The sequence below is a fragment of the Kineococcus sp. NPDC059986 genome (genome assembly GCF_040702905.1).
Lineage (GTDB): Bacteria > Actinomycetota > Actinomycetes > Actinomycetales > Kineococcaceae > Kineococcus.
The window spans coordinates 1-5,743 of sequence record NZ_JBFBND010000068.1; the positions used below are offsets into that span (position 1 = coordinate 1).

Annotated in this window: 6 protein-coding genes and 1 pseudogene; 5 read left to right on the forward strand and 2 right to left on the reverse strand. The window is 73.1% G+C overall.

Going from position 1 to position 5,743, the window contains the following annotated elements; all coding sequences use genetic code 11:
- Nucleotides 1-1,271: 1,271 nt before the first annotated feature.
- A complete protein-coding gene (locus AB0637_RS24705; protein ID WP_366175434.1) occupies nt 1,272-1,757 on the reverse strand; it encodes an SRPBCC family protein in 486 nt (161 codons plus the stop codon).
- 84 nt (nt 1,758-1,841) lie between these two features.
- On the opposite strand from AB0637_RS24705, the gene AB0637_RS24710 reads away from it, so the two are divergent.
- The 3 genes from AB0637_RS24710 (at nt 1,842) to AB0637_RS24720 (ending at nt 4,287) form a co-directional block, all read left to right on the forward strand.
- The gene (locus AB0637_RS24710; protein ID WP_366175435.1) at nt 1,842-2,336 is read left to right on the forward strand and encodes a nucleoside deaminase; all 495 of its coding nucleotides are present in this window, start codon (nt 1,842-1,844) and stop codon (nt 2,334-2,336) included.
- 33 nt (nt 2,337-2,369) lie between these two features.
- The gene (locus AB0637_RS24715) at nt 2,370-3,224 is read left to right on the forward strand and encodes a helix-turn-helix transcriptional regulator (protein WP_366175436.1); all 855 of its coding nucleotides are present in this window, start codon (nt 2,370-2,372) and stop codon (nt 3,222-3,224) included.
- Nucleotides 3,225-3,303: 79 nt separating this feature from the next.
- Nucleotides 3,304-4,287 carry an NADP-dependent oxidoreductase gene (locus tag AB0637_RS24720; RefSeq protein ID WP_366175438.1) on the forward strand — a complete coding sequence of 328 codons (984 nt, stop codon included), beginning with the start codon at nt 3,304-3,306 and terminating at the stop codon, nt 4,285-4,287.
- Between the two features lie 12 nt (nt 4,288-4,299).
- Here the strand turns inward: AB0637_RS24720 and AB0637_RS24725 are convergent, their stop codons facing one another.
- Nucleotides 4,300-4,509, reverse strand: a complete 210-nt coding sequence (locus tag AB0637_RS24725) for a hypothetical protein (protein WP_366175439.1) — start codon at nt 4,507-4,509, stop codon at nt 4,300-4,302.
- A 146-nt stretch (nt 4,510-4,655) separates the two neighbouring features.
- Between AB0637_RS24725 and AB0637_RS24730 the strand changes: the two genes are divergently transcribed.
- Together AB0637_RS24730 and AB0637_RS24735 are read left to right on the forward strand one after the other, a co-directional pair.
- Entirely contained in the window at nt 4,656-5,561 is a 906-nt protein-coding gene (locus AB0637_RS24730) for a LysR family transcriptional regulator (protein WP_366175440.1), read from the forward strand.
- 48 nt (nt 5,562-5,609) lie between these two features.
- A pseudogene (locus AB0637_RS24735) lies at nt 5,610-5,743 on the forward strand (superoxide dismutase); the annotation flags it as partial.

The following is a 5,743-nucleotide window of genomic DNA, read 5'->3' on the forward strand; positions in this document are numbered from 1 at the left end:
GTGTGCCGAGCGGTGGTCGCAGCGTGATCGGCGCAGGCACTTGTTGCCCGCTCTTCGTCAGGAGCGCGACGTCGCCGGTAGCCCGCGACAGCGCGGGATGACCGTACGGTCTCCGCGTCTTGAGAGGGTGGTCTCGTGAACGAGATCGAAGCTTGGCTCCCCGCGATAGTTGGCGCCATCGCGGCCGCTCTGGGAGCTGTACTGGGACTCGTGGTGGCGCTCATCGTCCCATCGGCACCCGGTTGGCTCCTCCCGGTCCTCATAGCCGCTTTCGGCATCGGGCTCGGCGCTCTGGCTGGCGTGACTACTCGCCGCAGGCTCCAGTCAGGTCGCAGCAGGACTTAGCCGGGGTGCCGTGGACTCTCCGCCGACGAGATTCGAGCGCGTATCGCGGGATGACCGTGCGCTCCGTGGCACGACCGAGCGTCGGCGCGCTACGTCCGATCAGGCGCAGCGCGCTACGGCCGTGGTGCCTTCCGCAGGCGTCGCCGCTCCTTGAAGGACTTCTGGGCACGAGTGATCCGAGGCGAGGTGGTGAGGGCGAAGATGGCGAAGCTTCCGCCGCTGACGAGGGTGTGTGCCCAGTGGGGCCAGCCGAGGGAGTCACCGATCTCCCTGAGGGTGGCGGTGATCACGGCGAAGACGAGGATCACGAGCGGTAGCCAGAGCCAAAGGGGCATGGTCCGTCGCTGGTTCTCCGCAGGGTCGGACATGTATCCACGCTCGCACGTCCCGGGTGCGAGCAAGCTCCTGTCGGCGCTCTTGGGACCCGGATGCCGCCGTTGATCATTCGGCTGTCCGGACGGTTGAAGGCGTTGGGGACGCCCTGCTCGCCATCGTGGGTTGAGTGCAGGCGCGTAGGACCGGGTTGCGGGACCGTGCGCCCCCACCGCGGGATATGCAGGTGATCTTCGCTCTCGACTTGCACCCGGACATCGCCATGACCGTGACGTCCGTGACCGTGAAGTCGAGGCGGTGCGGGTGAGCCGCTCACGGCTCCGCTGATGCTGCTCGCCTGGCTGTGACTGCCCGCCGGCTACGCGCTCCCCGCGCGCGGGTCGCCTGGCGCCGGGAAGGTCCGCGCTCCGCGGTGGCTGGCGGAGTGCCGCAGGGCGGGGCCGGAGGAGCTAGAAGTGTCACCACCAAGACGGCCTGAAGTGTCACCGATGTCTTGATGCAGAAGTGTCACCGATGTCCTGAGACATAACAGCTGCTCAACGAGACGCGCCCGTCGCCGTGGTGACGTCGCTGGTGTCGACTCGTCGTGCTCTTCAGCTTCCTCCACGGGTCGCGGACCCACCGGTCGCGGGGTCGAGGTGCTCGGCCAGCGCCCGCAGGCGACGGCCCGTCTCCCAGCGGAACGCCCGCAGGGCCACGAACTCCACCGGGCGCCGCAGGACCGCGGGCGACCCCGTGAACGTCAGCGTGTAGACGACCTCGCTGCGCCCGTCGTCGAGGTCGCGGTGCCGCATCGAGGCAGCCCAGGCCGCGAAGAGCGGCGACCGCGAGGTGAGGGTGACGGCCGCGAGGTCGGGGCGGCGGAACGTCACGTACCGCGTGCGGAACGAGATCCCGCCGAGCGACCAACGGGCCCGGCAGACGGCCTCGACCCCCTTGGCCGGCGCGGCGCCGTCGACGGTGGACGCCGCGCGCAGCAACGTGTCCCAGTCGAGCCGGTGGGCGTAGTCGTGCACCACGTCGAAAGCGACGGCGGCCGGCACGGGCAGGACCTGGCGGACGACGGCGTGCGCGCTCACCACCCCAGCGTGCCAGGCCGTGCGGGTACCCGGGACCCGACCTAGGGTCGGCCCGACCGACCCGCCGCACCCGAGGAGCACCCCGTGACCGACAGCCCCGACGCCGACCGGGAGCACCTCGCCCGCGCCGTCGACCTGGCCACCGCGAACGTCGAGGACGGCGGGAAGCCCTTCGGCTGCGTCGTCGTCGACCGGGCGTCCGGGCAGGTGCTCGTCGAGGCCGTCAACCGCACCGTCCAGGACGGCGACGTGACGGCCCACGCCGAGATCACGGCGCTGCGGGAACTCGCCACCAGGGGACGCAAGGAACTCGCGGGGTGCGACGTCTTCGTGACGGCCTCGCCGTGCCCGATGTGCCTGGGCGCCCTGTACTACGCCGCCCCCGACCGCGTCGTCTACGCCGCGACGCGCGAGCAGGAGGGCGAGCACTACGAGGACGGCGGCCGCTACTTCACCCTCGACAGCTTCTACGACGAGTACGCCAAGGCCGAGGCCGACCGGGCCCTGCCCCTGGGCCAGGGCCGGCACCCCGACCCGCAGGCGCCGTTCCGACGGTACGAGGAACGCCACCGCCCCTGATCGGAACGGATTCCACCGGGGCCCACTGACCCCGTGACGAGCCACGAGTTCGGGATGGCGCTGCGGCGCCTGCGGGAGGCGACGACGCCGGAGTCCGTCGGGTTGCCCGCGACCGCCCGCCGCGTGCGGGGGCTGCGCCGCGAAGAACTCGGGGACCTGGCGGGCCTGTCCGCCGACTACGTCCGGCGGCTCGAACAAGGGCGCAGCCACCCGTCCGCCGCCGTCGTCGACGCCGTCGCGCGAGCCGCGGGGGCACCGCGGGCGGAGTACGAACGCCTCGCCGCGCTCGCGGGGTACGCGGCCGCCGACGGGCAGGTGCCGACGGACCTCGGCCCCGGCGTCGTCCGGCTGCTGGAACGGTTCCCCGACACCCCGATGTTCGTCGCCGACGCGGCGATGAACCTCCTCGCGGTCAACGGCGCGTTCCAGGCGCTGGGGCACTGGGACCGCACCGGTGAGGAGTGGGAGTGGAACATCGCCTGGCGCTCGTTCTGCTCACCCTTCGCCACGTTCCAGCAGGGCGAAGCGGACGCCGCCGACCACCGGTCCGTCCTGGTCGCGCGGTTGAAGGACGCCCGGCTGCGCTACCCCACCGACGCCTCGCTGGCCGCCCTGGTCGACGCGTTGCGCACCGGCAGCCGGGCGTTCGACGCGCTCTGGCGGGCCCCGCGACCGGTCACCGCGTACGAGAGCAGCGCGACGTTCCTGAGCTCGGACGGCGAACCCGTGACCCTCGTGGGCAACCTGCTGGCCATCCCCGGTGACGACCTGGGCGCGCTGCTGCTGACCGCCGCGCCCGGATCGGCCGACGCGTCACGGCTGGCGGAGGTCGTCGACGGTGCCCCCGGACCGGCCGTCGTGGAGGTGGGCCAGATCGGCCCAGGATGAGACGGCTCCTCCCTGCCACGGTGGTGCTCGCCGGGCGTGGAACACGCCGGCAGGACCCGAGACGCCTGTGAGGACCACCGTGACGAGCACGACGACGACCGAGAACTCCCCCGCCGAGGTCCCCACCACGGCGTGGGCCTTCCGCTTCCACGAGACCGGCGGACCCGAGGTCCTCCGCTACGAGGAACTCCCGGTGCCCACCCCGGGCGCCGGTCAGGTGCGGCTGCGGGTCGCGGCGTCCGCGTACAACGCCGCCGACAACGGCATGCGCGGCGGCTTCCTGCCGATCCCCGTGGAACTGCCGCACGTCCCGGGGTACGACGTCTCCGGCACGGTCGACGCGATCGGTGACGGGGTGGAGGGCCTGTCCGTCGGGGACGCCGTCATCGGGTTCCTGCCGATGGAGCGCGACGGCGGGGCGGCCCAGTTCGCGCTCGCACCGGCCGACGCGCTCGTCACCGCACCGACGACGATCCCCCTCACCGACGCCGCCGCCCTGCCGTCGGTGGCACTGACCGCGTGGCAGGCGCTCGTCGACGAGGGCGACCTGGTGGCGGGGCAGCGGTTGCTCGTCGTGGGGGCGGGCGGAGTCGTCGGCAAGTACGCCGTGGCGCTCGCCGTCCGCGCCGGCGTCCACGTCGTCGCCACCGCGAGCCCGCGCAGCGCGGACGACGTCCGGGCGGCCGGGGCGCACGAAGTCGTCGACCACACCCGCGCGGACCTGTTCGACGCCGTCACCGAACCCGTCGACGTCCTGCTGAACCTCGCACCGCTGGAACCGGAACGCTTCGCCGCCCTCGTCGCGCTCGTGCGCGACGGCGGCCGGGTCGTCAGCACGACGGCGTTCCTCACCACCCCCGGTGACGAGGCGCGCGGCGTGCAGGCCCGCACCGTCTTCGTCCGCCCGGACCGCGAGCGGCTCGCCGACCTCGTGCGGCTCGTGGAGGCGGGCGACCTGCACGTCGAGGTCACCCGTCGCATCCCGCTGGCGGAACTGCCTGCCCTGCACGCCGAAGGGGCCGCCGGACGGATCGCGGGGAAGGTCGTCGTGCTGGCCCCGTGACGGGGCGCCGGGTCAGTGGCCGCGCGGGGCCGGGGAGTCCTCGGCGAGGATCCGCGCGATGACCGCGTCGATCTCCGCGTCGATCTCCGCGTCGGTGGCGACCGCGTCCGTGTCCGCGCCCGTGTCGAGAGCCTCGTCGGGAGCGCCGAAGCGGGCCCGCAGCACCAGGGGGGCCGCCACGACGGCGCCCGTGAGCAGCAGCACCAGGTCCTGGATCGTCACGACTGTCCTCCGGTCTCGAACGGGTGGTTGCTCGGTCTCGGCCAGTCTGCCCGTGACCGGGTGGTCTGGTCGTTCGACGGGACGGGGTCAGGCTTCGGCGGGGCCGAAGGCTGACACGGGCGTGCAGCGACGGTGATGATGGCCCCGTGCTCGAGCTGACCGACCTCCGCCTGCTCGTCGCCGTCGCGCACGCGGGCACCATCAGCGCCGGCGCGGCCGAGTGCGGGTTGTCCCTGGCCGCGGCGAGCGCCCGTCTGTCGAACCTGGAACGCCGGTACGACGTCCGGCTCCTGCGCCGGCACCGACGGGGCGTCACCGTCACCGACACCGGGCTGTCGTGGGTGCAGGACGCCGAGCGGTTGCTGCACCGCGCGGGCGACCTCGAGCAAGAACTGCTCGCCCTCGGGCACGGGCTGCGCGAGAGCGTCCGGGTGGCGACGAACAGCGCCGCGGCGGACGCCCTCCCGGAGTTCCTGGCCGCGGCGCTGAGCGCCGTACCGACGTTGCGGATCGACCTCACCGAGATGGGCAGCGCCGCAGCGCTCGACGCCGTCCGGGAGGGACGGGTGGACCTCGCGGTCGTCTCCGTCCTCAGCGAACGGATCCCCGGCTGCCAGGTGCAGGAGTTGTGGGACGACCCGCTCGTCGTCATCGACGCCGGTGCCCGCGGCCGTCCGCCCGGGTCGTGGATGACGTTGGCCGAGGTGATGGGCGGACCCATGGTTGGGTTGACCGGCACGACCTCGCTGCAGCGGCTCGTGGACGCCGAGGCGGCCCGGGCCGGGTTGCGCCCGCTGTACCGGATCCGACTCCCCACGCTGGCCGCCGTCTGCACCGTCGCGTCCGCCGGGGTCGGGCGCGCGATCGTCCCCGAGGCCGTCGCCCGGCGCAACGGCGTCGCCCCGACGGTCCTGGCCGCGCTGAGCGAACCCTGGGCGTCCTCGCACCGGCACACCGTCCTCGCCGCCCGGACCTTCGACGAGCTGCCCCCGGCCGCAGCGGAGTTCGCCCGGTTCCTGCGCCGGCACCGCGGGGAACTCGCCGAGTCCTGAACTCCGCGGGTTGACCTCCAGTGCGCTGGAGGTGGCAGCGTGCTCGCCATGACCGACGGAACCACCGCGTACACGCTGCCCGAGCTCCCCTACGACTACTCCGCGCTCGAGCCCCACATCTCCGGGGCGATCATGGAGCTGCACCACGACAAGCACCACGCCACCTACGTGACCGGCGCCAA